The organism is Mesorhizobium robiniae (genome assembly GCF_040545535.1).
GTDB classification, from domain to species: Bacteria; Pseudomonadota; Alphaproteobacteria; order Rhizobiales; family Rhizobiaceae; genus Mesorhizobium; species Mesorhizobium robiniae.
Genome location: NZ_JBEPMC010000010.1, coordinates 159,866 through 184,540, shown reverse-complemented (window position 1 = coordinate 184,540; position 24,675 = coordinate 159,866). Strand labels below are relative to the sequence as shown.

Annotated in this window: 22 protein-coding genes; 12 read left to right on the top strand and 10 right to left on the bottom strand. The window is 63.0% G+C overall.

Annotated features, from left to right (window positions below; all coding sequences use genetic code 11):
* Window positions 1-141: 141 nt before the first annotated feature.
* Window positions 142-966 carry a L,D-transpeptidase gene (locus tag ABID19_RS25575; protein ID WP_354493698.1) on the top strand — a complete coding sequence of 275 codons (825 nt, stop codon included), beginning with the start codon at window positions 142-144 and terminating at the stop codon, window positions 964-966.
* A gap of 76 nt (window positions 967-1,042) precedes the next feature.
* Here ABID19_RS25575 and ABID19_RS25570 read toward each other — a convergent pair whose 3' ends face one another.
* Window positions 1,043-1,948 (bottom strand): alpha/beta fold hydrolase, encoded by a 906-nt coding sequence (locus ABID19_RS25570; protein ID WP_354493697.1) that lies wholly within the window; start codon window positions 1,946-1,948, stop codon window positions 1,043-1,045.
* Between the two features lie 119 nt (window positions 1,949-2,067).
* Here ABID19_RS25570 and ABID19_RS25565 point away from each other — a divergent pair, with 119 nt between their 5' ends.
* Window positions 2,068-2,658 (top strand): CGNR zinc finger domain-containing protein, encoded by a 591-nt coding sequence (locus tag ABID19_RS25565; protein ID WP_354493696.1) that lies wholly within the window; start codon window positions 2,068-2,070, stop codon window positions 2,656-2,658.
* Window positions 2,659-2,819: 161 nt separating this feature from the next.
* On the opposite strand, the gene ABID19_RS25560 is transcribed toward ABID19_RS25565, so the two are convergent.
* From ABID19_RS25560 to ABID19_RS25540, 5 genes are all read right to left on the bottom strand, one after another.
* Entirely contained in the window at window positions 2,820-3,065 is a 246-nt protein-coding gene (locus tag ABID19_RS25560) for a MoaD/ThiS family protein (protein ID WP_352526126.1), read from the bottom strand.
* The gene (locus ABID19_RS25555) at window positions 3,065-5,329 is read right to left on the bottom strand and encodes a xanthine dehydrogenase family protein molybdopterin-binding subunit (RefSeq protein ID WP_354493695.1); all 2,265 of its coding nucleotides are present in this window, start codon (window positions 5,327-5,329) and stop codon (window positions 3,065-3,067) included. The genes ABID19_RS25560 and ABID19_RS25555 overlap by 1 nt, the downstream gene beginning before the upstream one ends.
* A 2-nt stretch (window positions 5,330-5,331) precedes the next feature.
* Window positions 5,332-5,808 carry a (2Fe-2S)-binding protein gene (locus tag ABID19_RS25550; RefSeq protein ID WP_354493694.1) on the bottom strand — a complete coding sequence of 159 codons (477 nt, stop codon included), beginning with the start codon at window positions 5,806-5,808 and terminating at the stop codon, window positions 5,332-5,334.
* Window positions 5,808-6,668: an FAD binding domain-containing protein gene (locus ABID19_RS25545; protein ID WP_354493693.1), complete on the bottom strand. Its 861-nt coding sequence runs from the start codon at window positions 6,666-6,668 to the stop codon at window positions 5,808-5,810. Before ABID19_RS25545 ends, ABID19_RS25550 begins: the two co-directional genes overlap by 1 nt.
* A 97-nt stretch (window positions 6,669-6,765) precedes the next feature.
* Window positions 6,766-8,310, bottom strand: a complete 1,545-nt coding sequence (locus ABID19_RS25540) for a helicase HerA-like C-terminal domain-containing protein (RefSeq protein WP_352929142.1) — start codon at window positions 8,308-8,310, stop codon at window positions 6,766-6,768.
* A 359-nt stretch (window positions 8,311-8,669) separates the two neighbouring features.
* Here ABID19_RS25540 and ABID19_RS25535 point away from each other — a divergent pair, with 359 nt between their 5' ends.
* The 4 genes from ABID19_RS25535 to ABID19_RS25520 all read left to right on the top strand — a co-directional run bounded on the left by ABID19_RS25535 (window position 8,670) and on the right by ABID19_RS25520 (window position 12,907).
* The gene (locus tag ABID19_RS25535) at window positions 8,670-10,112 is read left to right on the top strand and encodes a methylmalonyl-CoA mutase subunit beta (protein WP_354493692.1); all 1,443 of its coding nucleotides are present in this window, start codon (window positions 8,670-8,672) and stop codon (window positions 10,110-10,112) included.
* Entirely contained in the window at window positions 10,109-12,223 is a 2,115-nt protein-coding gene (scpA, locus tag ABID19_RS25530; protein ID WP_354493691.1) for a methylmalonyl-CoA mutase, read from the top strand. Before ABID19_RS25535 ends, scpA begins: the two co-directional genes overlap by 4 nt.
* A 76-nt stretch (window positions 12,224-12,299) precedes the next feature.
* Window positions 12,300-12,521, top strand: coding sequence for an AbrB/MazE/SpoVT family DNA-binding domain-containing protein (locus ABID19_RS25525; protein WP_095496758.1), 222 nt, complete (start codon window positions 12,300-12,302; stop codon window positions 12,519-12,521).
* Window positions 12,518-12,907 carry a type II toxin-antitoxin system death-on-curing family toxin gene (locus ABID19_RS25520; protein ID WP_354493690.1) on the top strand — a complete coding sequence of 130 codons (390 nt, stop codon included), beginning with the start codon at window positions 12,518-12,520 and terminating at the stop codon, window positions 12,905-12,907. Before ABID19_RS25525 ends, ABID19_RS25520 begins: the two co-directional genes overlap by 4 nt.
* Here ABID19_RS25520 and greA read toward each other — a convergent pair.
* Window positions 12,904-13,377, bottom strand: coding sequence for a transcription elongation factor GreA (gene greA / locus ABID19_RS25515; protein ID WP_354493689.1), 474 nt, complete (start codon window positions 13,375-13,377; stop codon window positions 12,904-12,906). The two genes, ABID19_RS25520 and greA, sit on opposite strands and share 4 nt — an antisense overlap.
* A gap of 118 nt (window positions 13,378-13,495) precedes the next feature.
* On the opposite strand from greA, the gene ABID19_RS25510 reads away from it, so the two are divergent.
* Window positions 13,496-14,872 (top strand): TIGR03808 family TAT-translocated repetitive protein, encoded by a 1,377-nt coding sequence (locus ABID19_RS25510; RefSeq protein ID WP_354493688.1) that lies wholly within the window; start codon window positions 13,496-13,498, stop codon window positions 14,870-14,872.
* A 9-nt stretch (window positions 14,873-14,881) separates the two neighbouring features.
* On the opposite strand, the gene ABID19_RS25505 is transcribed toward ABID19_RS25510, so the two are convergent.
* Together ABID19_RS25505 and ABID19_RS25500 are read right to left on the bottom strand one after the other, a co-directional pair.
* Window positions 14,882-15,886, bottom strand: a complete 1,005-nt coding sequence (locus ABID19_RS25505; protein ID WP_354493687.1) for an asparaginase — start codon at window positions 15,884-15,886, stop codon at window positions 14,882-14,884.
* A gap of 129 nt (window positions 15,887-16,015) precedes the next feature.
* Window positions 16,016-17,182, bottom strand: coding sequence for an acetyl-CoA acetyltransferase (locus ABID19_RS25500; RefSeq protein WP_354493686.1), 1,167 nt, complete (start codon window positions 17,180-17,182; stop codon window positions 16,016-16,018).
* A gap of 222 nt (window positions 17,183-17,404) precedes the next feature.
* Between ABID19_RS25500 and betI the strand changes: the two genes are divergently transcribed.
* The 4 genes from betI to betB are packed head-to-tail and all read left to right on the top strand — an operon-like array spanning window position 17,405 to window position 22,731.
* Window positions 17,405-17,992 carry a choline-binding transcriptional repressor BetI gene (gene betI / locus ABID19_RS25495; RefSeq protein ID WP_354493685.1) on the top strand — a complete coding sequence of 196 codons (588 nt, stop codon included), beginning with the start codon at window positions 17,405-17,407 and terminating at the stop codon, window positions 17,990-17,992.
* Window positions 17,989-19,518, top strand: coding sequence for a choline-sulfatase (betC, locus tag ABID19_RS25490; RefSeq protein WP_354493684.1), 1,530 nt, complete (start codon window positions 17,989-17,991; stop codon window positions 19,516-19,518). Before betI ends, betC begins: the two co-directional genes overlap by 4 nt.
* A gap of 45 nt (window positions 19,519-19,563) precedes the next feature.
* Window positions 19,564-21,216 (top strand): choline dehydrogenase, encoded by a 1,653-nt coding sequence (gene betA / locus ABID19_RS25485; RefSeq protein ID WP_354493683.1) that lies wholly within the window; start codon window positions 19,564-19,566, stop codon window positions 21,214-21,216.
* A gap of 51 nt (window positions 21,217-21,267) precedes the next feature.
* Window positions 21,268-22,731, top strand: coding sequence for a betaine-aldehyde dehydrogenase (gene betB, locus ABID19_RS25480; protein WP_354493682.1), 1,464 nt, complete (start codon window positions 21,268-21,270; stop codon window positions 22,729-22,731).
* Here betB and ABID19_RS25475 read toward each other — a convergent pair.
* Window positions 22,728-23,651 carry a LysR family transcriptional regulator gene (locus ABID19_RS25475; protein WP_354493681.1) on the bottom strand — a complete coding sequence of 308 codons (924 nt, stop codon included), beginning with the start codon at window positions 23,649-23,651 and terminating at the stop codon, window positions 22,728-22,730. The genes betB and ABID19_RS25475 overlap by 4 nt on opposite strands.
* A gap of 99 nt (window positions 23,652-23,750) precedes the next feature.
* Here ABID19_RS25475 and ABID19_RS25470 point away from each other — a divergent pair, with 99 nt between their 5' ends.
* A complete protein-coding gene (locus tag ABID19_RS25470; protein ID WP_354493680.1) occupies window positions 23,751-24,629 on the top strand; it encodes an NmrA/HSCARG family protein in 879 nt (292 codons plus the stop codon).
* Window positions 24,630-24,675: the final 46 nt, after the last annotated feature.

Sequence of the window (24,675 nt, the reverse complement as noted above, 5' to 3'; positions counted from 1 at the left end):
CGCCGTCACAGCTTTGCCTTTCTTTGTCCACCCTCAGGCCAGAATCGGAACCGCCTATCGCGCCGGGCATTGGTAGGGCTGGCGCCGTACCGATCGGCGTATTCATGTTTTGTTTCGATTTGAGACCTAAAAAAGGCAGCCATGTTCACAACCGAAATCGAATCCTATCGCCTGAGCCGTCGTGGCTTTCTCAACGCCGCTGCGCTCGGTGCCGCCTCGATTGCGGTTTCCGCCTGCACCACGACAGGAGGGCGGCCGGTCGAGCCTCCACCGCCAGCCAATGTCGAGCCGCCGCTCATGGACTATGCAACAATGTACGCACCGATCAGCGACGGTGGGTTCGACGTCCCAGGTGTACCGTTCGAGAAAATCGACGAGCAATTTCTGCGTCAGATCGTTTCCGATCCGACCGGCCAACAGCCCGGCACCATCGTCGTCGATACCGCCGGCCATCACCTCTATTTCGTGCTTCCGGGCGGACAAGCCATCCGTTATGGCGTCGGGCTGGGTCGCGCCGGTTTCGAATGGTCTGGCGACGCCGTCGTCCAGTGGAAGCAGAAATGGCCGAAATGGACCCCGCCGGCCGAAATGATCGCCCGCCAGCCTGAGCTCGCGAAATACGGTGTCGACAATGGCGGCATGCCCGGCGGGCTGACGAATCCGCTCGGCGCGCGGGCGCTGTATCTCTTTCAGGGCAACCAGGACACGCTTTACCGCCTGCACGGCTCGCCAGAGTGGTACTCCATAGGCAAATCGGTGTCATCTGGCTGCGTTCGCTTGATAAATCAGGACATTATCGACCTTTATGACCGTGTGCCCAACAAGACGCCGGTGATCGTTACCTCCGGTGTCGGTCAGGAGCTTGTTGCCACGGCAGACCGCAAGGCCATTCCGATCGATGCGGGCGTCCCGGAAGGATCGATCCTGCTCGGCGCGGCAAGAACAATCTCGGACTCGATTTTCTGAGCTGGTCGAAGCGCAGGAGGAGCGGACATTTGCCGCTCTCACCGTCGATCCGGGCACGCCAAAGCACTCATGCAACTCACTTGGCGGAATCTCGAAACACGCCGGCGTCCACGTCGCGCATGAAGCGGCTCACAAGAGCCGCGCATTCTCTGTGATGGGTTTCCAAAAGCTGGTGTCCGCTTTCGAAGACGTGGATCTCCAGCGCATCAAGGATGCGGTTGTAGGCCATGATCTCGTTGATATCAAAGAAAGGATCGTGTCTGCCCCAAAGCAGAAGGCATGGCGGCTGGTGCTCGCGGTGGTAGGCCCGGATTGTCGGGAAACGCGCAATGTGAGACCCGTAATCTGAGAAGATCTTGAACTGGATATCGGTGATTCCGGGCCGCGACAGGCGCTCCCAGTCGAGATGCCAGCCCTCGGGAGGATAGAGAGACGCCAGGCGCTCCGGCTGCTCCCCGATATACTGGTATCGGGTCGTCTCGAAATTCATCCAGTCGGGGAGCTTGGCCCTGTTCTCCTCGGTCGGGTCGGCAAAGAACGCCTTCGGGGCGTCCCATCCCTGCCCCAGCCCCTCGTCATGGGCATTGCCGTTCTGGACGATCAGGCCAAGGATGCGGTCCGGCCGGCGCGTCGCGAGATGGTAGCCAACGGGCGTGCCGAAATCGTGAATAAATAGAAAGAACCTCTCGAGATCCAGCGCGGCGAGGAACGCATCGATCGTGTCGGCAATGTTCTCGAACGTGTAGTCGTAGGCATCGGCGGATGGCGCGGAGGAATAGCCGAAACCAGGCAGATCCGGCGCAACGACATAGGCGGTTTCCGCCAATGGCTCGATGATGTTGCGATACATGTAAGACGAAGTCGGGTAGCCGTGCAGCAGCAGAATTGCCGGCCTCTCGGGATCGCCGGCATGCCGGTAGAAGATATCAAGGCCTTTGACATTGATGGTCTCGTGGCGGGTCTTGTGGTGATAGTTTTGCATCTCTCATTTCCTCCTTCTCGTGCCGGACGAGACAACGCCCTGGCCTCGAAACCGGATTTCCGTAATATAGCGGTTACAGTGCTTGTAACCGGATAACAGGTTAGACGAGGTTAGGTTCCGTGGCGAACGCACATACGCAATGGGTGCAGGAGCACTTCATTGGTGGGCATCCCGCCCTTGATCTCGCGAACGCCGTGTTCAACCGGCGGGTGCCCGAGCAGGATAACGAACTGCTCAAATCCGCACAGGACATTGGAAACTGGTTCAAGGCATCGGGGCTTGCCGATGCCCGCCAGGCAGAAGCGGTCGCCAGCATAACGGGCGAACCATTCGTGGAAGGGGTCCACGCGGTTCGGGAGGCGTCGGCCCGGGTCTTCGGGGCAATCGCCGCAGGCAGGCCCCCCGTGATGGAGGCGCTGAGCTTCCTGTTCTCCGGTGCGGCGAGCGGGCTTGCCGCCGGGTCGATCTTATCGAACGGTACGCGACCGGAACTCACTTTGGTCGAGTGGCGGCACCCGGCCGCCGTCACGGCCTTCCTGGCCGTGACGGCGGTGGAAGCCTTCTTCACCCTGTCGCGCGAAAGGCTGCGCTCCTGTCCGCGCTGCGGCTGGCTTTTCCTGGACACGTCGCGAGGCGGGAAACGCCGCTGGTGCAGCATGCGGACCTGCGGAAACCGCGAGAAGGTGTCGCGCCACAGGGAGCATGGCTAGACGAACGGCTTCATAGTGATGTCGCGATGGAGAAAAGGGCGCCGCCGACGGCCGCTACATCCACCTTGGCGCATTCACGTCTAGTCGCGTAGATGCGCTATGGCTGCCCAGCATGACAGGCCAAAATCTTGGTTGTCGATGGCAGGGAGACGGTTGTCCAGTCATCCTCCGGCAAGACGCGGCAGCAGGAAAATTTCAGCGCCTTTTGGCAATTCCTTCGACCAGGTGTCGCGATAGATCGTACCGTCGATGGCGACAGCGATGCCGCGGTCGATCAAGGGCTCGAGGCCGGGATACTGTTCAGCCAGCTTCCTGAACAGCTCCCTTATGTCCTTTGCTTCGATCTCGACCTTGTTCTTGCCTCCGGCGGCCGCGCCAAGCGATCCCCAGAGCGTCACTTCAACCATCAGTCTGCCCGTTCGGCCTCGATCGCCGCCAGGATGCGCGGCGGTGACATCGGGATATGCGTCATCCGCACGCCCGCGGCGTTCGACACCGCATTGGCGATCGCCGCCAGCGGCGGCACGATCGATGTCTCGCCAACACCGCGCACCCCGTAAGGGTGGTTGGGGTTGGGGATCTCGAGGATCTGCGTGTCGATCATCGGCAGGTCCGAGCAGACCGGGATGCGATAGTCGAGGAAGCCGGCATTCTGAAGCCGCCCGTCCTTGCCGTAGATATACTCCTCGTTGAGCGCCCAGCCGATGCCTTGCGCAGCACCCCCCTGGTACTGTCCCTCCACATAGGTCGGGTGCACCGCCTTGCCGGCGTCCTGGACGACAGTGTAGCGCAGCACCTTCGTGGCGCCGGTCTCGGGATCGACCTCGATATCGCAGATATGGGTGGCGAAGGAGACGCCCGCGCCATCGGCGACGAGTTCGCTGTGGCCGGCAATCGGCCCTCCAGTTTTGCCCGACTCGGCCGCGATCTCCTTCAGCGACAGTTTTCCGAGATTGCCGTGCTTCTCGCCCTTGGCGACCGCATGGCCCTGTTCCCAGGCGACGTCGTCGACGGAAATGTCCCACATCTGCGCGGCGCGTTCCCGCAGGACCTTGATCGCGTTGCGGGCGGCCGAGATCGTCGCCATGGAGGACGAGAAGGTACCCCGGCTTCCGTCCGTCATATCGTTGTAACCGAGGCTGGAAGTATCGGCGACCACCGCCTTGACCTGCTCATAGGCGATGCCAAGTTCTTCCGCGGCCACCAGCGACAGCGAGGCGCGTGAGCCGCCGACGTCGACGGTTCCCACGGCAAGCGATACCGAGCCGTCCATGCCGATGTTGAGGTCAGTACAGGTTTGGCCGCCGAAGTTGAACCAGAAGCCGCAAGCCATGCCACGGCCTTGGTTCTTGCCAAGCGGAGCCTTCATGTGCGGATGGTTCTTCGCCGCTTCGAGCGTGGGGCCGATGCCGATCGGGCCATATACCGGGCCGTAGGACGATCTGGTGCCTTCCTGCGCGGCATTCCTGATCCGGAATTCGACCGGGTCCATGCCGATCTCCTTGGCCAGTTCGTCGATTGCGCTCTCTACCGCGAAAGCGGCCATGGGCGCCGACGGCGCGCGATAGGCCGCGGTCTTCGGCCGATTGACCAGCACCTCGTAGCCGACGGACTTGACGTTATCGAGCCTGTAGCAGGCGAACGCGGTCATGGCGCCGAGCTCGGCCCACATGCCGGTGTAGGGGCCGCAGGAATAGCGCAGCGTCGCCTCGGCCGCGGTGATCGTGCCGTCCTTGCGGGCGCCGATCTTGACGTCGATCGAGGTGGCGCTTGTCGGCCCGGAGGCGCGGAACACCTCGTCGCGCGTCATCACCAGCTTGACCGGTCGGCCGGCCTTGCGCGACAGCGCCAGCGCCACCGGCTCGGCCCAGACATGAGTCTTGCCGCCGAAGCCGCCACCGATCTCCGACGAGGTGACGCGCAGCTTGGAAGCCTCCATGCCAAGCAGCTGCGCGCAGTGCTGGCGGTAGACGAAATGGCCCTGCGTGCAGACCCAGAGATCGGCGGTGCCGTCGGAGCTGACGCTCGCCACGCAAGCATGCGGCTCGATATAGCCCTGGTGCGTTTGCTCGGTCTTAAAGGAGCGCTCGACGATGAAATCGGCCTCGCCAAAGCCCGCCTCGACGTCGCCATGGCCGTACTGGCTGCGCTTGGCGATGTTGGAGGGCTTGCCGGGCCTGGGTTCGACGCCTTCGGTGAAAATGGTCTCGTTGAGCACCGGCGCCGTCGGCTTCGTCGCCTCGTCGACGTCGGTCACATGCGGCAACACGTCGTAGTCGATCTCGATGAGCTTCAGCGCCTGCCTTGCGGTGAGGGCATCGATTGCCGCGACCGCGGCCACGGCATGGCCGTCATAAAGCGCCTTCTTGCGCGCCATGCAGTTGTCGAGGATGTCGTACATGGCGGCATCGCCGTCGGTGAGGTCGGGCAGGTCGGCCGCGGTGATCACCGCCTTGACGCCGGCTAGCTTTTCCGCCTTCGACGTGTCGATCCTCCTGATCGCGGCATGCGCGTGGGGGCTTCTGAGAACACGCCCGACCAGTTGCCCGGCCATATTGAAGTCGGCGCCGTAGCGGGCGCGGCCCGTCACCTTGTCGACGCCGTCGGGACGGATGGGGCGCGTACCGACGGAAGAGAAATTGCGTCCCGAATAACGCGGATCGAAATTCATCGTCAGGCTTCCTTCATAACACTGGCGGCGTCCTGGACGGCGCGCACGATCTTGTCATAGCCGGTGCAGCGGCAGAGATTCCCGGCGAGGCCGAAGCGGATTTCCTCCTCGGTCGGATCGGGGTTCTTGGCCAAAAGGTCCTTGGCGGCGATCAGGAAACCCGGCGTGCAGATGCCGCATTGCAGTGCTGCGTGCTCAAGGAACTTCTGCTGCAGCGTATGCAGCCTGTCGCCATGCGCCATGCCCTCGACGGTATCGACGCGCCGGCCTTCAGCCTCCGCGCCGAGCACCAGGCACGAGCACACCAGCCGATCGTCGAGGATGATGCTGCAGGCGCCGCAATCGCCGGTGCCGCAGCCTTCCTTGGCGCCCGTCAATCCCAGACGATCGCGCAACACGTCGAGCAACGTCTCGTCCGGCTGGCAAAGGTACTCGAAATTGTCGCCATTGATCGTCGTTGAAACTGCAACTCCAGCCATCATTTGCCCCCTGCACGTGCATAGGCGGTCGCGGCGGCCCGCTTGGCCAGCACGCCCGCAACTTTTCTTCTGAATTCGACCGTGCCACGCTTGTCGTCAATGGGGCGACACGCCCCCGAACAGACTTTGGCGAGCCGCTCTAGCGTCGCTTCGTCCAGCTTGGAGCCGATGAGAACCTCGGCGGCCTCTTCGACCAGAAGCACCGTCGCCGCCACAGCGCCCAGCGCTACGCGGGCCGCTTTGACGACGCCGTGCTCGTCGAGCGTCAGGTTCACGCCGGCGCTGACCACCGCGATATCCATCTCGGTACGTGGAATGAAACGCAGATAGGCATCGCCGGAGCGCGGCGCGCGCCCGTCCAGCAGGATCGCCTCGATGATCTCACCCTTGGCCAGCGACGTCTTGCCCGGCGCGGTCGGCACGGCTTCCACTGGGATTGTGCGCTTGCCTTCCGGCCCGACAACCAACGCCTTTGCGCCGGCGGCCACCAGCGCCGGCACGCTGTCGGCGGCCGGCGAGGCGTTGCAGAGATTGCCGACGATGGTGCATCGCCCCTGTACCTGCTTCGAGCCGATCAGGTTCGCGGCTTCGACGACGCCGGGCCACGCCTTCTTCAAGGCCTTGCTCTCGCCCAGCACGGCGCAGGGGACCGCTGCGCCTATGCTAAAGCCATCAGCCGTTTCCCGGATTTCGCTCAAGCCCTCGATCGCCTTGATGTCGACGATCAGCTCGGGTTCGATAAAACCGCCTTTCATCCTCACCAGCAGGTCGCTGCCTCCGGCGAGAATGGCAGCTGTGCCGGACGAGCCGGTCAACTGGCCAACGGCGTCTTCGATTGAAAGCGGACGTATGTAACGCATCGTCTCCCCTTGGTTATCGCAATCTCGTCGACCGTTATAAGGAGTCTCCCTATAATGGCTACCCAGTTCTGCATTTGCGGCGATTCAGCTAGCGTTCTCAGCGGCCTCTTGAGAGGCTGCCGAGAATGCCGCGAACGATTGCTCGTCCCACGGACGAGCCGACCGAACGAACCACCGATTTGATCGCTGCCTCCGCCACCGTCTGGCGATTGGACGCGCGCCGCGCCGGTGGCCGGCCGCCGCCGGTGGTCTGCGGGGGTGGATCATCATTGCCGAAGCCCGGAATAGTCCAGCGCGAGCGGCCGCTCTCCTGCTGCTGCGCCTCTGCATCGAGAGCATCCTTGGCTTTTTTCTGCAGCATCTCGAAAGCCGATTCGCGATCGATGGTCTCGTCGTATTGCCCCGCAACCGGGCTCTCGGTGATCAGCTTGCGGCGCTCGTCAGGCGTGATCGGACCAAGGCGGGACGACGGCGGGCGAATCAACGTCCGCTGGACCATCGACGGAGCACCCTTGGCTTCCAGCGTCGAGACCAGCGCCTCGCCGGTGCCGAGCTGCGTGATCACGGTCGCAGAGCTGAAGTCGGGATTGGGCCTGAACGTGTCGGCGGCCGTCTTCACCGCCTTCTGCTCTCGCGGCGTGTAGGCGCGAAGCGCGTGCTGCACCCGGTTGCCGAGCTGGGCCAGCACCGTTTCAGGGATATCCAGCGGATTTTGGGTGACGAAATAAACGCCGACGCCCTTCGAGCGAATCAGGCGGACCACCTGTTCGACCCGGTCGATCAGCACCTTCGGCGCGTCCTCGAACAAAAGGTGCGCCTCATCGAAGAAGAAGACCAGCTTTGGCTTGTCGGGGTCGCCGACTTCGGGAAGCTCCTCGAACAGTTCCGACATCAGCCACAAGAGGAATGTCGCATAGAGGCGGGGATTCATCATCAGCTTGTCGGCGGCAAGCACGCTGATGGCGCCACGGCCGTCGCGGGTGGTGCGCATGATATCGGCGATCCGCAATGCCGGCTCGCCAAAGAAGTTCGTCGCCCCCTGCTGCTCCAGGACCAGCAACGTGCGCTGGATCGCGCCGACCGAAGGTTTGGTGACATTGCCGTAGCGCGCCCCGATCTCTTGGGCGCGATCGGCAATGTTGGCAAGAAGCGCCTGCAGATCCTTCAAATCCAGCAGCAGCAGGCCTTCTTCGTCGGCAATACGAAAGGCGATGTTCATGATGCCTTCCTGCGCCTCGGAAAGGTTCATCAGGCGCGACAGAAGCAGCGGCCCCATTTCCGAGACGGTGGCGCGGATCGGATGGCCCTGCTCGCCGAACAAATCCCAGAAGATGACCGGGAACTCCTGGAATTCATAAGGATCGAGCTTGATCTGCTTGGCTCGCTTGACCAGAAAATCCTGCGCCGTCCCCATCATGGCGATGCCTGACAGGTCGCCCTTGATGTCGGCGCAGAAGACCGGCACGCCAGCATTGGAGAAACTCTCCGCCAATATCTGCAAGGTCACGGTCTTGCCTGTGCCGGTCGCGCCAGTGATCATGCCGTGACGATTGCCATATTGCAGCAAAAGGCGTTCGGGGCGCTGGTAGCTGTCGTCCGGCTTGCGGCTGGCTCCTATGAAAATGCTGGTGTCGTCGGCCATCTGTCCGGTCTCCGCAAACCTGAAGTGTTGAACGCCCTGACGTATTGAAACTGGTGGGGCTCGCCGCAGGTATAATGACGCCATTGCGCAGCGACAATGGCCATAGTCGAAATTGAGTTTTTGGAGCTTGCGGATTTTGCGCATGTTTGGCAATCGGTTGACGGTTCATCGTCGCAGGCGTGTTGCATTGTGATATGCGACGGGGAACCATAGACTGATGTTCCAGGCCTGTGGGCCGACAAGCGCATGACCCCGAAAATCGGAATCGATTTTCGCTGGGGATCGTGCGCAGGATCAAAAGTGCTCCAGCGTTCTTTGCTCGTCCAAAGGACGCGCGGCGCTGTAGACGAGGAGAGCGGATGGGCGCCGGTGCCTTGAACCACGATGCCGAGCTTCCGAACCCTGACCGGCTGCGGTGGCTGGCCCTTGCGGAGAAAGCCTTGGCCGGCGGATCCTTCGAGGAAAAGCTCGTATCCCATACTGACGATGCGATTCGCATCGAACCGCTTTACGAACGTTCGGCCACCGCAGAGCCTCTCGCGCGGGCAAATCCCAGGTCGCCGTGGTTCGTCAGCCAGCGTATCGACGACCCGGATATCGGCCGTGCCAAAGCGCAGGCCCTGGAAGACGTGGCACAGGGTGCCACCGGATTGTCGCTCGTCTTCGAAGGCGCGCCGAACGCGTTCGGCTATGGCCTGCCGAGGACTGCCGAGGCGCTCGAGACAGTGCTGGACGGCGTGCCGCTCAACCGCATCCAGATCCGCATCGACGCGCATCCCTGGAGCCGCGCCGTGGCCGACTGGCTGGTTGCATTTTTGAGCAAGCGCCGGTCAGACCCGGCAAAGCTCAACCTTTCCTTCGGCATCGATCCGGCGGCGATATTTGCCGGGACCGGCCGGTTGCGCATGTCGATCGAGGCGCTGCAGGCGTCGATGCCGCAATCTCTGGCGCATTTTTTCTCGATGGGCGTGCCCGGCGTTCTGCTGGAGGCGGACGGGCGCGTCTTCCACAATGCCGGCGCCACCGAAGCGCAGGAGCTGGGCACCATGATGGCTTCGGCGGTCTCCTATCTCCGGATGTTCGAGGAAGCGCGCCAGCCGCTTGTCTATGCGGCGCCCCATATCGGCTTTGCACTGAGCGTCGACCAGGACCAGTTCGTGTCGATGGCCAAGGTCAGGGCCCTGCGCAGGCTGTGGGCGCGTGTTCAGGAGGCATGCTCGATCTCCGCCTCGACCGCCAGCATCCATGCCGAGACGTCCTTCCGCATGATGACTTCGGCGGACCCGGAGACAAATATCCTGCGCACTGCAATCGCCGGCTTTGCCGCGGCAGCCGGCGGGGCCGATTCGATCTCCATCCTGCCGCATACGATCGCGCATGGCCTGCCGGCGGGCTTTGCCCGCCGTGTCGCCCGCAACGCGCAACTGATCATGGCCAACGAAAGTCATATCGATCACGTCGCCGACCCTGCTTGCGGTTCGGGCGCCGTCGAAGCGCTGACATTGAGCCTCTGCGAAGCGGCTTGGGAAGAATTCCAGCGGATCGAGGCGGAAGGTGGCGTGTTGTCCAGCCTGCAGCAAGGGCACATCCAGAGACGGGTTCAGGCGGCTTCCGCGCGCCGCAATGCTGCCTATGAGGCGGGCGAGCGGGCCATCGTCGGCACGACGCTTCATCCGTTGAAGACCGAGCGTCCGGTCGAAACGCTGGCGGCGGAGCGGCGGCCCGCCTTCACCGAAGGCGTGGCGGTGTGCGAGCCGCTGTTTCCGATCCGCATCGATCAGTCGATCGGAGCAGCATCATGATCCCGGATTTCAGCCAGATCGGCTGGTCGGCGCCGCGCCGCGCGCCGATCGAGATCAGGGGCCAGCGGATGACGCCGGAAGGATTGGCTGTCAAGCATTTGTACAACCAAGGCGACCTCAAGGGGCTGCCGCATCTCGACACTTATCCGGGCCTGCCGCCATTCGTGCGCGGCCCCTACCCGACCATGTATGTCCAGCAGCCCTGGACGATCCGGCAATATGCCGGCTTCTCGACGGCGGAAGAGTCGAACGCCTTTTACCGGCGCAACCTTGCCGCCGGCCAGAAGGGGCTGTCGGTCGCTTTCGACCTCGCCACGCATCGCGGCTACGACAGCGATCATCCGCGCGTTGCCGGCGATGTCGGCATGGCCGGCGTCGCCATCGATTCCATACTCGACATGCGCCAGCTCTTCGACGGTATCCCGCTCGACGAGATGACGGTGTCGATGACCATGAACGGCGCGGTGCTGCCGATCATGGCGCTCTACATCGTGGCGGCGGAAGAACAGGGCGTTGCGCAGAAGGATCTTGCCGGAACCATTCAGAACGACATTCTGAAAGAGTTCATGGTGCGCAACACCTACATCTACCCGCCAAAACCTTCGATGCGGATCGTCTCCGACATCTTCTCCTACACCTCGCAGCACATGCCGAAGTTCAATTCGATTTCGATCTCCGGCTATCACATGCAAGAGGCGGGCGCGACTGCCGACCTCGAGCTTGCCTATACGATCGCCGACGGCATCGAATATGCCCGCGCCGGCGTCGCAGCGGGTCTCGATATCGACCGTTTCGCACCGCGCCTTTCGTTCTTCTGGGCAATCGGCATGAATTTCTTCATGGAGATCGCCAAGCTGAGGGCTGCCCGCCTTTTGTGGTCGAGCCTGATGCTGAAGAACTTCTTGCCGAAGGACGAGCGCTCGCTGTCGCTGCGCACCCATTGCCAGACTTCGGGCTGGTCGCTGACGGCACAGGATCCCTACAACAACATCATCCGCACCATGATCGAGGCGATGGCGGCGACGCAGGGTCATACGCAATCGTTGCACACCAACGCCTTTGATGAGGCGATGGCGCTGCCGACGGACCATTCGGCGCGCATTGCCCGCAACACGCAGCTCGTCCTGCAAAAGGAATCGGGCACCACCCGCATTATCGACCCGTGGGGAGGCTCTGCCTATGTCGAACGGCTGACGCATGATCTGGCGGCGCGCGCGCTTGCCCATATCGAAGAGATCGAGAGCCTGGGCGGCATGGCCGCCGCAACCGAAAAAGGCATACCCAAGCTGCGCATTGAAGAGGCAGCCGCGCGCACGCAGGCACGGATCGATTCCGGCGAACAGATACTGGTCGGCGTAAATGCCCATCGCCCCGGGACGGACATCGAGGTCGACGTGCTGAAGATCGACAATGCCGAAGTCAGAGCTCGGCAATTGTCGAAGCTGCAAAGACTGAAAGGCACACGCGACGTCGGCGCGGTCGAGAGCGCACTGGATGCGCTGAGCCGCGCTGCGGAGAGCGGCGAAAACCTGCTGGAATTCGCCATCCGCGCCGCACGCGCCAACGCCACGGTCGGCGAGATTTCGCTGGCGCTGGAAAAGGTCTTCGGCCGCCATGTCGCCTCGGTCCAGACGATCTCCGGCATCTATCGCAAGGCACTCGGCGACAGTCCGGTGGTCGACCGGCTGCAGGACAAGATCGTGGCGTTCGAGGAGAAGTCCGGCGGCAAGCCGCGCATTCTCGTCGCCAAAATGGGACAGGACGGCCACGACCGCGGCCAAAAGGTCATCGCCACCGCCTTTGCCGATCTTGGCTTCGACGTCACTGTCGGGGCGATGTTCCAGACGCCGGAAGAGATCGCCAGGCTCGCGGTCGAGCACGACGTGCATATCGTCGGCGCTTCCTCGCTCGCAGCGGGGCACCTGACGCTTATTCCCGAACTCAAGGATGCGTTGAAGAAGCTTGGCCGCGATGACATGCTGATCGTCGCCGGCGGCGTCATCCCGCCGCAGGATTACGATGCGGTGCGGCAGGCGGGTGCCGCGGAAATCTTCCCGCCGGGCACCGTCATCCCGGAAGCGGCGGAGCGGCTGATGGATCGGCTGCTCTAAGTGGCCCTGTTATAATATCCGTTGTAACGGAGAGCGGATCGCGTTATAATTTGCGTTGCAACAAGGGTGCAGCGCCGTGAACACGACTATCCGCAAGATCGGCAATTCCGAAGGCGTGATCCTGCCGAGGGAGCTTCTCGATCGTTTAAACCTGAAGGCTGGCGACCAGCTTCAAATCGTTGAGACAGGTGACGGCCTTGCGCTGAAGCCGGTGGACGATAGCTTCGAGCGGCAAATGAAAGCTGCGCGCGAGGTGATGGACAAATACAAGGTCGCGCTTCAGAAGCTCGCCGAATGAGCTGGCACTTTCTGAGCCGACGCGCCGTGGAAGCGATGCACGCGGAGCAGCTGCGCCGGCATGGTGGCGCGCAGGGTTTGAGGGACGAGAATGCTCTCGAATCGGCGCTCGCCCGCGCCGAGAACAAGGCGAACTACGGTGATCCATCGATCGAGGATTTGGCTGCGGCCTATGTCTTCGGCATCGCCAGAAATCATGCCTTTGTCGACGGCAACAAGCGCACGGCCATCGTCGCCGCCGGCGCATTCCTGATTGTCAACGGCTATATGCTGACGGCCGACAACGGCACGATTTATGAATTCGTCATGGGCGTTGCCGCCGGCGAGATCGACGAGGCCGGTGCGGCGGCTTTCTTCCGCGATCATGTCGTCAAGGTCGAGGACTAACTGGCAGTCAGCTTGACGATTTCCCACTCCTTGCCGTTCACCACGGCGATTTCGCCGACCTTCTTGCCGAACAAGGCCATCGCCATGGGTGATACATGGGAAATCGTGCCCTTGGCCGGATCGGCCTCATCCTCGCCGACGATCTTCCAATGCACCTTCCTACCGTCATCGCCTTCCAGCGTGACACCCATGCCAAAGCGAACCAGGTCGCTGCCCGGTTCCGGTAGGGAAAGCTCGGCGCTTTCACGACGCGCCGTCCAGTAGCGCAGGTCGCGCGAGATCAACGCGATGCGCTCGCGATCGGCCCTCTTCTCCGCCCTGCCCAAATCATCGCGCAGGGCAGCCAGTTCGGCGTCGATCATCGCCAGGCCACGTTCCGTCACCAGATTGCGATGCTGGCTGATCGGCCGCTCGCCGATGCCGGCGATGGCGTTTTCGCTGTCCTCTTCGCGGGTGAAAGCTCTGCTCATCAATCAAACTTATGCCTCGCGCGGCGACTGCACAAGCCATTGCCGGCAAACGGACCGGACCGATCGGCCTGGCACGATTCCTGCGACGCGACGGACCGAACGCTGGGAATCTGTGCCGATGTTGAACAGACGAAGATTGCTTACGCAGACCGCCGGCTTTGCCGTCATGGGCCTCTCGCTCGGCAAGGCAGCGGCGGCCGGCCTGCCCGGCATCGACAATGCCTCGATGCGCGGCTCGATCAACGCTGCCGACCTCGGCGTGCGGCCCGGCGCGCTTGACGATCAGAGCAAAGCCTTCGCCAGGCTGCTAAGCGACGCAAACGACCGCGACATGCCGGTATTCCTGCCACCGGGAACCTATGTCGTGTCCAATCTGTCGCTGCCCAGCCGTGTCAGGCTTTCCGGGGTGCCGGGTGCATCGCGGATCGTCTATGGCGGCAGCGGCCATCTCTTCATTGCCGAACAGGCCGAGCACATCGAATTCACCGGGCTGGTGTTTGACGGCAGCAACCGCTGGATGGGCGACCACGCGCAAGGACTGCTCGACCTGCGCCGCGTCACGCACCTCGTGATCGACAATTGCCAGATATCCGGCAGCGGCAAGAGCGGCCTGGCGCTCGAGCACGCTTCGGGCCGCATCGAGCGCTCGGAAATATCGGGCGCCGCCGACGCCGGCATCTATTCGGTCGAAGCCGCCGGCCTGGCGATATCAGGAAACACCGTGTCCGACTGCGCCAATGGCGGCATCCTCGTGCACCGCTGGCAAGCGGCCGAGGACGGCACGATCGTCAGTGGCAACCGTGTCGAGCGCATTCAGGCGCGCAGCGGCGGAACCGGCCAGAACGGCAACGGCATCAATGCTTTCCGCGCCGGCAACGTCGTCATCTCGGGCAACATCGTCTCGGATTGCGCGTTTTCGTCGATCCGCGCCAACAGCGCCAGCAATCTGCACATCACCGGCAACACCTGCTCGCGCTCGGGCGAGACCGCCGTGTATTCCGAATTCTCGTTCGAAGGGGCGATCGTCAGCAACAACATCGTCGATGGCGCCGCCAACGGCATCTCGATCGTCAACTTCAACGAGGGCGGCCGCATGGGCGTGTGTTCAGGCAACATCGTGCGCAATCTCTCGACCAGCGGCCCCTACCCTGCCGATCCGCCCGGTTTCGGCGTCGGCATCGGCGTCGAGGCGGATACCACGGTCTCCGGCAATGTCGTTGAGAATGCGCCGCTCTACGGCATGAACATCGGCTGGGGGCCATTCATGCGGAATGTGGTCGCGACGGGAAACATCATCCGCAAGGCTGGAACCGGCATCGCCGTAACCGTGGTCGAGGGCGCAGGGACGGCGGTCATCTCCGACAATGTCATCGACAGCGCCCAAAACGGCGCAATCGTCGGCCACCGCTGGGCCGAGCCGGTGGCCGGCGATCTCGCCTCGTCTGGCAATGCCGGTTATGCGCATCTGACCATCGAGCGCAATCATGTGAGCTGAATGCCGTTCTCAGCTCAATGCGGCGGTGGGCCTGACAGCGCCAACCTTGGCGCCGATCCGGCTTTGGATGGGCGGATTTGCCTGTTCGATCAGTTTCGCCGCCAGCGCCTTATCGGCGTGCAGGAGCTTGGCCAGCACGGCGGCGACCATGACTTCCGCCGCACGACCAGCGCCGTCATCGCATTTCAGCGCGATGCCAAGGCCAAGCTCCGGAAGGGCCGCGCAATAGACGCCTTCGGCCCCTCCCTTCACAAAAATCCGGCCGGGAGCTGCCTTCATAAGCGCGACATCAGCCCTGCCCGTACCGGCGACCAGAAAGGGCTCCGCCATGCAGGCGGAAAGCAGCCGCTTAGCGGCCTTGGCGCGCATGGGCTCAAAGCCGATGCCTGTCGCCATGCGGGCAAAGCCGAGCGCGAAGCTGTGCAGCGGCACGGCATAGGTCGGGATCGAGCAGCCGTCCGTGCCGCAATGGTCGACATCATGGGCAGCCCCGGTCACCGCTTGCATCGCATCGCGCACCATCTCCTGCGAGGCATGGCCTGATTTGACATAGCCGCGATGAGCGATGCCGGCGTGGACGCAGGTGCAGAGAAAGCCCGCATGCTTGCCGGAACAATTATTGTACAGCGCGTTCGGCAAGGTGCCGGCGCTGGCCAGCGCAACCGTCGCGTCATGGCTCGAGGGCCAATGCGCGCCGCACTCAAGTGCGGTCTCGTCCAGCCCGGCCTTCGCCAGCATCGCCCGTGCCAGTTCGACATGCGCGGGCTCGCCGGAATGCGAAGCGCAGGCAAGCGCCAGTTCGCGGTCGCGGAAACCATACGCATCGGCGGCACCGCTTTCGACCAGCGGCAGTGCCTGGATCGCTTTCACCGCCGAGCGCGGGAACACCGGGTGCGAGGTATCACCGATCTCCAGGAACGGCTTGCCATCGGCATCGAGGACCGCAATGGCACCGCGATGAGCGCTCTCGACGATCGCGCCGCGCAGAACCTCGACTAGAACCGGATTTGTCATGGATCCTCCCGCTCGCGCATGACCTCGAAAATCGGAATCGATTTTCGAAAAGGACCATGAGCAAAATCAAAGTGTTACAGCGTCCTTTGCGCGCCCTAAAGGGCGCGCGGCGCTATAAGCGGGCCGCTTTTATCTGATCCGGTCGAGAATGGAAACGTAGTTGGCGACAGCGGCACCACCCATGTTGAAGATGCCGCCGAGCTTGGCGCCCGGCACCTGGATGCCGCCCGCCTCGCCGACGAGTTGCATGGCGCTCAGCACATGCATCGACACGCCAGTGGCGCCGATCGGGTGGCCCTTGGCCTTCAGCCCGCCGGACGGATTGATCGGCAGCCGGCCGTCCTTCGCAGTCTCGCCATCCAGCGCCAGTTTTGCGCCCTCGCCCGGTTTCGCCAAACCCATCGCCTCATATTCGATCAACTCGGCAATGGTGAAGCAGTCATGCGTCTCGACGAAGGACAGATCGTCGAGCGTCACACCGGCCTTCTTCAGCGCCTGGTTCCACGCATGTTCGCAGCCTTCGAAGGCCAGGATGTCGCGCTTCGACATCGGCAGGAAATCCTGCACATGCTCATTAGCGCGGAAGGCGACCGCGCGGCGCATCTTCAACGCCGTCGCGGTGTCGGCAAGGACCAGAGCGGCGGCGCCATCCGAGACCAGCGAGCAGTCGGTGCGCTTCAGGGGACCGGCGACGAAGGGGTTCTTCTCGCTCTCGTGGCGGCAGAACTCATAGCCGAAATCCTTGCGCATCTGCGCATAGGGATTGTCGACGCCGTTCTTGTGGTTCTTGGCGGCGATCATGGCGAGTGCGTCCGATTGGTCGCCATAGCGCTGGAAATAGGCCTGCGCAATCTTACCGAAGACGCCGGCGAAACCTGCCGGCGTCTCACCATCCTCGGGCAGATAGGAGGCCTTGAGAAGGTTCTTGCCGATTTCGGGACCTGGCGTCGTCGTCATCTGCTCGGCGCCGACCACCAGAACGATGCGGGCGGCATTGGCGTCGATGGCGCGGATGCCTTGCCTGACCGCTGCCGAACCGGTGGCGCAGGCGTTCTCGACCCGCGTCGCCGGCTTGAAGCGCAGCCGGTCGTCGGCCTGCAAGACCAGGCTTGCGGTGAAATCCTGCGCGGAAAAGCCGGCATTGAAGTGGCCAAGCACGATCTCGTCGACCTCGTCAGGACCGATGCCGGCATGTTCGAGCGCCTCGCCAGCCACCTTGGTGATGAGGCTCTCCAGCGTCTCGCCTTCGAGCTTGCCGAAGCGCGAATGCGCCCAGCCGACGATGCATGCTGTCATGGCAACCTCCATCCTGCGGGCCGGGCTACGCGATGCCGCAGCGCGCCTCAGCATTGTTCAAGTATGAACCGTTCCGACGAATTCGTGAAGGGGCCAGACCCACACAATCGCTTGATCTTCATATCTGGTCATAGCGCCTGACCTTTGCCACCAAATCACGCTGGATTTTTATTGATTGGTGCGTCAATAAAAAATAATCTCCTCGCAACAGCCGGAGCAAAGATGCCGAAAGTCGGAATGGAGCCGTTGCGCCGCAAGGCGCTCATCGACGCGACGATCTCAGCGATCGGCGAGCGTGGCTCGCTTGATGTGACGATGTCGGAAATCGCCGGGCGCGCAGGCGTGTCCTCGGCACTTGCCCATCACTATTTCGGCGCCAAGGACGAGCTTTTGCTGGCGACGATGCGGCACATCCTGGCCGAGCTGACCGCCGATATGCGGCGCGCGCTGCGCTCGGCCACCACGGCACGCGAGCGCGTTTCGGCGGTGGTCGCCGTCAATTTCTCCGACGCCCAGTTCCAGCCGGAAACGATCGCCGCCTGGCTCGCCTTCTATGTCGAGGCGCAGAAATCGGCAGCACTTCGCCGCCTGCTCAAGGTCTATGCGCGGCGCCTGCATTCCAATCTGTTGAGCGGGCTGGCCGGCATCCTGCCGAGAAACGAAGCCGACCGCGTCGCCGAGGCGACAGCGGCGCTGATCGACGGCCTCTACATCAGGCGCGCGTTGAAGGACGGCGTGCCCAATGCCGTGACCGCAATCGCAGTGATCGAGGACTATCTCGAAACCAAACTCAGCCGGAGCGCGCAGTGACGTCCAAGCGACCCAATTTCCTGATCGTCATGGTCGATCAGCTCAACGGAACGTTGTTTCCGGATGGGCCGGCGGACTTCCTGCATGCGCCGCATCTGAAGGCGCTGGCGGCGCGTTCGGCGCGCTTCAAAAACAACTACACCGCCTCGCCGCTGTGCGCGCCGGGCCGCGCCGCGTTCATGAGCGGCCAGTTGCCGTCGCGCACCGAGGTCTATGACAATGCCGCCGAATTCGCCTCGTCGATCCCGACCTACGCGCATCATCTGCGCGCCGCCGGCTACTACACCTGCCTCTCCGGCAAGATGCATTTCGTCGGTCCGGACCAGTTGCACGGCTTCGAGGAGCGGCTGACCACCGACATCTATCCCGCCGATTTTGGCTGGACGCCGGACTATCGCAAGCCTGGCGAGCGGATCGACTGGTGGTATCACAATCTCGGCTCGGTGGCCGGCGCCGGTGTCGCCGAAATCACCAACCAGATGGAGTATGACGACGAGGTCGCCTTCCACGCAGTGCAGAAGCTCTATGATTTCGCCCGCGTCTCCGACGATGCTTCGCGCCGGCCGTGGTGCCTGACGGTTTCCTTCACCCACCCACATGACCCCTATGTCGCCCGGCGGCGCTATTGGGATCTCTACGAGAACTGCCCGGCACTCGAGCCGGAAGTGGGCTTCATTTCCTACAGCGAACAGGATCCGCATTCGCAGCGGCTCTACCGGGCGAGCGACTACGACAGCTTCGAGATCACGCAGGAGCAGATCCGCCGCGCGCGGCGCGGCTATTTCGCCAACATCTCCTATCTCGACGATAAGGTCGGCGAATTGCTGTCGGTGCTCGAGCGCACGCGAATGCTCGACGACACGATCATCCTGTTCTGCTCGGATCACGGCGACATGCTCGGCGAGCGCGGCCTGTGGTTCAAGATGTGCTTTTTCGAGGGCTCGGCGCGGGTGCCGCTGATGATCGCAGGGAAAGACATCCCAGCCGCCCTGATCGCCGCGCCGGTCTCCAATCTCGACGTGGCGCCGACGCTTTGCGACCTCGCCGGCATCGACATGAGTGCGATTGCGCCATGGACCAACGGCCAGTCGCTGCTACCGCTGCTCGACGGCAAGGAACGCACCGCACCGGTGCTGATGGAATATGCGGCCGAAGGCTCCAATGCGCCGATGGTGGCGATCCGCGAGGGCCGCTTCAAATTCATCCATTGCGAGATCGATCCGCCGCAACTGTTTGATCTTGAATCGGATCCGCGGGAACTGACCAATCTCGTCACCGATCCGGCACATGCCCCCTTGCTGGCTGCTTTCACCGAAAAGGTCCGGGCGCGCTGGGACATGGTCGCTTTCGACGCCGCCGTCCGCACCAGCCAGGCGCGCCGCTGGGTGGTTTATCCGGCGTTGCGCAACGGCACTCACTACCCTTGGGAATTCCAGCCGTTGCAGAAGGCTTCGGAACGCTACATGCGCAACCATATGAATCTCGACACGCTCGAAGAGCAGAAGCGCTTTCCACGAGGCGAATGATGACACTTGTTCCCTCGCTCGCTGATTTCATGGCGCGTATGAACCATGCTTGAGGCGGATTTCGTCATCATCGGCTCCGGCTCGGCCGGCTCGGCCATGGCCTACCGGCTGTCGGAGGACGGCAAGCATTCGGTGATCGTCATCGAATTTGGTGGCAGCGACGTCGGTCCGCTGATCCAGATGCCGTCGGCGCTGTCGATCCCACTCAACATGAGCCTCTACGACTGGGGCTTTGCCAGCGAGCCGGAGCCGCATCTCGGCGGGCGCGTGCTGGCGACGCCACGCGGCAAGGTCATTGGCGGCTCGTCCTCGATCAATGGCATGGTCTATGTGCGCGGCCACGCCCGCGACTTCGATCACTGGGCCGAACAGGGCGCGGCTGGTTGGGGGTTTGCCGACGTGCTCCCCTACTTCAAGCGCATGGAGGACGCCAACGGCGGTGAGAATGGCTGGCGCGGCCACGGCGGTCCGCTGACCGTGCAGCGAGGCTCGCGGACCAATCCACTCTACGGCGCCTTTGTCGAGGCAGGCCGTCAGGCCGGCTTCGAGCTGACCGATGATTACAACGGCGCGAAGCAGGAAGGCTTTGGGCGGATGGAGCAGACCATTCGCGGCGGGCGCCGCTGGTCGGCCGCGAGCGCCTATCTCAAGCCGGCGTTGAGGCGGAAAAATGTTAGCCTGGTCAAGGGCTTCGCCCGGCGGGTGATCATCGAGAATCAACGCGCCACCGGCGTCGAGATCGAAACGCGCAAACGGATTCAGGTGGTCAAGGCGCGCCGTGAAGTGATCGTTGCCGCCTCCTCGATCAATTCGCCCAAGATCCTGATGCTGTCCGGCATCGGCCCCGCCGAACATCTCAGGGAATACGGCATTCCGGTGGTCGCCGACCGGCCCGGCGTCGGACGCAACCTGCAGGACCATTTGGAGCTCTATATCCAGCAGGAATCGACGCAGCCGATCACGCTGAATTCGGTGCTGAACCCCTTCTCCAAGGCGCTGATCGGCGCGCAATGGCTGTTTTTCAAGTCGGGTCTGGGCGCAACCAATCATTTCGAGGCGGCTGCCTTCGTGCGCTCGCGCGCCGGCGTCGACTATCCCGACATCCAGTATCATTTCATCCCGGCGGCGGTTCGCTATGACGGCAAGGCGGCAGCGAAGGCGCACGGCTTCCAGGCGCATGTCGGGCCGATGCGATCGAAGTCGCGCGGTTCTGTCACGCTGCGTTCACCCGACCCCAAATCGAAGCCGGTGATCCGCTTCAACTACATGTCGCATCCCGATGACTGGACCGAGTTCCGCCACTGCATCCGGCTGACGCGCGAGATCTTCGGCCAGCCGGCATTCGACCTCTATCGCGGCGAAGAGCTCTCGCCGGGCTCGCACGTGCAATCGGACGACGATCTCGACGCCTTCATCCGCGATCACGCCGAGAGCGCCTATCATCCTTGCGGCACCTGCAAGATAGGTCGCGCCGATGATCCGATGAGCGTCGTCGATCCGGAATGCCGTGTCATCGGCGTCGAAGGGTTGCGGGTCGCCGATTCCTCGATCTTCCCGCGCGTCACCAACGGCAATCTCAACGCGCCGTCGATCATGACAGGCGAAAAGGCTGCCGACCACATTCTCGGCCGCGCGCCGCTGGCGCCGTCCAACCAGGAACCATGGATCAATCCGCGCTGGCAGGTATCGGACAGATAGGCCATGATCCGGCGGACTGTCCGCTCTGGCGAAGACGATTGGAGAACAGCTATGCGCGCCCAGCCAACGGCATCGCACTATGTCAACGGACGCTATATCGAAGACGAAGGCGGTGCGCCGCTGCCGGTCATCTATCCGGCAACCGGCGAGACCATCGCGATGCTGCGTTCGGCGACGCCGAACGTGCTGGAACTCGCCATCGAAGCAGCGCGTGCAGCACAACCGGCCTGGGCGCGGCTGAAGCCGGTCGAGCGCGGGCGAATCCTGCGCCGTGCCGCCGACATCTTGCGCGCGCGCAATGCCGATCTCGCCCGCATCGAGACGCTGGATACCGGCAAGGCGATCCAGGAGACGCTGGTGGCGGATGCGCCGTCGGCAGCCGACTGCCTCGAATATTTCGGCGGCGCGGTCGCTGCCTATAATGGCGAGGCCTTCGATCTCGGCGGACCCTTTGCCTATACAAGGCGCGAGGCGCTGGGCGTATGCGTCGGCATCGGCGCCTGGAACTATCCGATCCAGATCGCCGGCTGGAAATCGGCACCGGCACTCGCCATGGGCAACGCCATGGTTTTCAAGCCGTCGGAGAACACGCCGCTGTCGGCGCTAGCTCTGGCCGAAATCTATACCGAGGCCGGCCTGCCCGACGGCCTGTTCAATGTCGTGCAAGGCTATGGCGATGTCGGCGCCGGCCTCGTCGAGCACGATGTCGTCGCCAAGGTCTCGGTGACAGGTTCGGTGCCGACCGGCCGCAAGGTGCTGTCGCTCGCCGGTTCGAAGATGAAACACGCCACGATGGAGCTTGGTGGCAAGTCGCCGCTGATCGTCTTCGACGATGCCGATCTCGAAAACGCCATTGGCGGCGCCATGCTCGGCAATTTCTATTCGACCGGCCAGATTTGCTCCAATGGCACGCGCGTCTTCGTGCAGAAGGGCATCCACGACCGTTTCGTCGAACGTCTGGTCGAGCGGACCAAGACGATCCGTATCGGCGATCCACTCGACCAGGAGACGCAGATGGGGCCGCTTGTCTCCAAGACCCAGCACGAGAAGGTTATCGGCTATATCGAGGCCGGCAAGCAGGACGGCGCCGTGCTCGCTTGCGGCGGCAACGTGCCTTCGCTGCAGGGCTTCCAGGGCGGCTTCTTCGTCGAGCCGACGGTCTTCACCGGCGTCACCGACGCAATGCGCATCGCGCGCGAGGAAATTTTCGGGCCTGTCATGAGCGTGCTGAAATTCGACGGCGAGGACGAGGTGATCGAGCGCGCCAACGACACCGAGTTCGGCCTTGCCGCGGGTGTGTTCACGCGCGACCTGCCGCGCGCCCACCGCGTTATCGCCGAGCTGCAGGCCGGCACCTGCTGGATCAACGCCTACAATCTGACGCCGGTCGAAATTCCGTTCGGCGGCTTCAAGCAGTCGGGAATCGGGCGGGAAAATTCGCTTGCCGCGCTGGCGCTCTATTCGCAGTTGAAGTCGGTCTACGTCGAGACCGGCGACGTGGCGAGCCCCTACTAAGGCTCGCGGCCCTGCTTGTCAGCCGCGGTATTTGCCCGACTGGAAATCCGGTCGGATGCAAGCTCGATGAATGCCTTGACGAGGGGCGAAAGATGCCGGCTGCTCGGATATAGGACATGCAGCCCGCCGACCGGCGTCGTGTGGTCCCGGAGAACGCGGCTCAGCCGCCCCCCATTTATGAAGGGCTCGGCAATGCTGTGCGGCAATTGCGCGATGCCGAAGCCTGCGAGCGTGGCCGCAACGACCGCCTGCATTTCATTGGCGGCGAAGCGCCCGGCCACCGTGACCGTTTCCTGGCCGTGTGGCCCGTCCAGTACCCAATGGGCGCCCGAGGTCGAAGGGCCTGCGATAACGCATTGGTGGTGCGCGAGATCCGCCAGGCGCTCCGGCATCCCATGCCTTGCGAGATAGTCCGGGCTGGCGCAGAGCAGCCTGTGCGTGGAGCCGAGCTTGCGGGCAATCAGCGTCGAATCCTGTAGGATGCCGGTTCGGAAGGCGAGATCTATGCCGTCCTCGACCAGGTTGAGCTTGTCGTCGGTCAGCCGAAGCTCGACCTTGGTTTTTGGATACATTGCAAGAAAGTCGACCACGGCCTGGGTGAGGAAATAGCCGCCGAAGCCGACCGGAGCCGAAATGCGGATCGTGCCTGATGGCTCCACTCTTGCTTCGGCGAGGCGCAAATTTGCTTCCTCGAGCGTCCGGAGCGCCTGGCTGCTCTGCTCGTAATAGAGACGCCCGGCATCCGTCACGTTAAGGCTGCGCGTCGTGCGTTGCAGCAGGCGGACCCCAACTTCGCGCTCAAGCGCGGCAACGCGCCGACTGACCGTTGTCTTGGGCATGGCAAGCAGCCGCGCGGCAGCGGTGAAGCTGCCGGCTTCGACCACGCGAGCGAACACGACGATGTCGTTGAGGTCGATCATTGTATCTATTTCTGAGACAAAGTTTCCCGACTATAGGCGGTTATGCATCAATGTGACAAACCCTAATTTTGCTCGATCGGAAAAAGAAGGAGCAAACACATGACCACCAAACGAAGCATTCTGGTTACCGGCGCCACAGGCCAGCAAGGCGGCGCTGTCGCGCGTGCCTTGCTGTCGAGAGGACATCGCATCAAGGCATTGACGCGCAGGCCTGACAGCGATGCCGCGCGGCAATTGGCGTCGGCAGGCGCCGAAATCGTGGCCGGCGACCTCGGCGACACGGCCGCCGTTGTGAAGGCAGCAAAAGACGTCGACACCATGTTCTTGATGGGCAACAGCTACGAGGCCGGGATGGAAGAGGAGACCCGCCAGGGGATTCTAGCCGCCGATGCTGCCAAGGCCGCAGGCGTCGGGCATCTGATCTATTCGTCCGTTGCCGACGCGAACAAGAAAACCGGCATCCCGCATTTCGAAAGCAAATATCTCGTCGAGCAGCATGTCGAACGGCTCGGCATCCCCTATACGATCAGTGCCCCGGTCGCCTTCATGGAGAATTTCGTCGCACCATGGTCGATCGGCGCGCTCAGCCAGGGTACGCATGCTTTCGCGGTGCCCGCCAAGCGCCCCCTCCAGCTGGTCGCCGTGGCGGATATCGGAGCTTTCGTTGCCACCTTGGTCGAGCGGCGCGAGGGCGTGTTCAGCAAGCGTTTCGACTTCGCCGGGGACGAATTGTCAGGCGAAGACCAGGCGAAGATCCTTTCGCAGGCCATCGGCCGCCCGATCAACTATCAGGAAATTCCTATCGAGGTGGCCCGCCAGCAAAGCGAGGACGTAGCGCTGATGTTCGAGTGGTTCGACCGCGTCGGCTACGACGTCGATATCGCGGCTTTGCACCGAGATTTCCCGGAGGTCCGCTGGCACAGTTTTGCTGACTGGACGCAGAAGTTCGACTGGAACGTTCTTGAGCAGGCAGCTTAAGCCTGCCTGAGTTCGAGGTTGGCGATCAAGTGCGGCGGAAGCGGAT